The organism is Nonomuraea sp. NPDC003754 (assembly GCF_053605785.1).
On record NZ_JBSGJX010000115.1, the window covers coordinates 1 to 2,602 of the forward strand.

The 2,602-nt window shown below is 70.8% G+C and carries 2 protein-coding genes; both read left to right on the top strand.

The window, feature by feature from the left end:
• On the top strand, nucleotides 1-447 hold a 447-nt coding region (locus ACWEVS_RS46155), incomplete at its 5' end, for a phosphopantetheine-binding protein (RefSeq protein ID WP_452419801.1).
• On the top strand, nucleotides 444-2,602 hold a 2,159-nt coding region (locus ACWEVS_RS46160; protein WP_452557592.1), incomplete at its 3' end, for a condensation domain-containing protein. The genes ACWEVS_RS46155 and ACWEVS_RS46160, both read left to right, overlap by 4 nt.

Below are 2,602 nucleotides of genomic sequence, written 5' to 3' on the forward strand. Positions count from 1 at the left end.
CAGGGGTTGCCGGAGCACATGGTGCCGTCGTCGTTCACGGTGTTGGATCGGTTGCCGGTGACCGCCAACGGCAAACTCGACCGCAAAGCCCTCCCCGAACCCGACGCCCCCGCCGGCGTGCCGTACGAGGAACCGAGCGGTGAGATCGAGCGGGCCGTGGCCGAAGTATGGGCGGAGGTGCTGGGCGTCCCGGCCCCCGGCGCCCACGACAGCTACTTCGCGCTGGGCGGCGACTCCATCAGATCGCTCAAGATCGTCGCGCGCCTCCGGGCGCGAGGGTACGCCCTCGCGCTCGAGGACGTCTTCGTCCACCAGACGGTGCGCGAGCTCGCCCGGGTGATCACCACCGGGACGGTGAACGAGAGCCGCGGCAGCGAGGCGTTCAGCATGCTCGGAGCCGCGGACCTGGATCGGCTGAAGCAGCGTTTCCAAGGAGGCAAGCGTTGACGGCGACACAACCCGCGACCGAACTCGAGGACGCCTACCCCCTGACCGCGCTGCAGTCGGGCATGCTCTTCCACAGCGCCTACCAGGAAGACTCGGCGACCTACCATGACGTCTTCACCCTGAACCTGCGCGGCCCCTACCAGAGCGACACCTTCCGTGCCGCCCTGCGCGAGGTCATGGACCGCCACGCGGTGCTGCGCACCTCGTTCGACCTGACCGGTTTCGACGAGCCCATCCAGCTGGTCTGGAAGGACGTCGAGCCGCCCGTGCAGGAGATCGACCTGTCCGGGTTCGAGGACCCCAGGTCGCGCCTGAGCATCTGGCGCGACCAGGAGAAGCACCGCCCCTTCGACTGGGAGGCGCCGCCGCTCTTCCGCGCCGTCATCCACCACCTCGCCCCTGAACGGTTCGCCCTCACGCTGAGCTTCCACCACGCGATCCTCGACGGGTGGAGCGTCGCCTCGCTGGTGACCGAGCTGCTCGACCGCTACGCCGCGGGGCTCGACGGCGTACGGCAGGCGCCCGCCGCCCCGCCGCCCTCCACCTTCAGGGACTTCGTCGCCCGCGAGAAGGCGGCGGTGGCCTCGCCGGAGACCGAACAGTTCTGGCGGGACATGCTGGCCGACGCGCCGATGACCGCGCTGCCCAGGCTGCCCGGCTACCGCACGGGGGACGCCGAAGACACCGTTTCGCACGCCGTACCCCTCGACGACCAGGTCGTCAAGGGGCTGGAGCAGGCGGCGCGGCAGGCCAGGGTGCCGCTGCGCACCGTGCTGCTCGCGGGACACCTGCGCGTGCTGGCGCTCCTGACGGGCGACAGCGATGTCGTCACCGGGATCGTGACGCACGGCAGGCCCGAGCACGAGGCGGCCGAGCAGGTCCTCGGGCTGTTCCTCAACAGCGTGCCCGTGCGGGTGGGCACCGCCGTGGCGAGCTGGGACGAGCTGATCAAGCGGGTCTTCGCCGCGGAGGTGGCGTTCCTGCCGCACCGGCTCTACCCGCTGTTCGAGATGCAGCGCCTCGCCCAGCGCTCCCCGGTGATCGACGTGCTCTTCGACTACCGCGACTTCCACGTCTACCGGGACCTCGGTCCGGGCGGGGCGATCCAGGTCGTGGAGAGCGAGTTCTTCGAGCAGACCAACCTGCCCCTGTCCGCCAACTTCACCTGGTCGCCCCAGGCCGGCGGGCTGGAGCTGAAGCTCAAGTACGACATCACGCAGTTCTCCGCGGACCAGGTCGTGCAGGCCGGCGAGTACTACCGCCGCGTCTTCGCGAAGATCGCCGAGAATCCGGCCGCCGACCCTCGCGAGTCCGACGACCTCCTGGCCGCCGACGTGGCGTCGGTGGAGGGGTGGAACGCGACGGGTGGGGCGCGGGAGTTCGTGGCGTTGCCGGAGGTGGTGGCGCGGCGGGTGGCCGAGGTGCCGGATGCTCCGGCGATCTGTGGCGGCGACGGTGTCTGGTTGTCGTATGCCGAGTTCGGTGCGCGGGTGAACGGGCTGGCCTCGGTGTTGCGGGAGCGGGGTGTCGGGCTGGGTGACGTGGTGGGCGTGTGCCTGCCGAGGAGCGTCGACCTGGTCGTGGCCGTGCACGCGGTGATGACCGCCGGAGGGGCCTACCTGCCGCTCGACACCGGCTACCCCGACCAGCGGCTGGACTTCATGGTCGAGGACGCCCGCGCGCGCGTGGTGATCACCGACGAGCCTGACCGCTTCCCGGGACTCGCCACCGTCGAACCCGGCGCTTCCGGTGACGCCGCGCCGCTGGGCCTGCCGATCCCGCCGAGCGCTCCCGCCTACGTCATCTACACGTCGGGCTCGACGGGGACGCCGAAGGGCGTGATGGTGTCGCATCGGGCCATCGCGAACCGCCTGGTGTGGATGGGCGAGACGTTCCCGCTCGGCGCCGGAGACCGGGTGGTCCAGAAGACGCCGTTCACCTTCGACGTGTCGGTGTGGGAGCTGTTCTGGCCCCTGATGGAAGGGGCAGGCCTGGTGGTGGCGCCGCCCGGGGCCCACCTGGACGCGACCGCGCTGGTGGACCTGATGCGACGGGAACGGGTGTCGATGGTGCACTTCGTGCCGTCGATGCTGGATGCGCTGGTGGAGGAGCCGGAGCTGGCGGTGCCGTCGTTGCGGCGGGTGGTGTGTTCGGG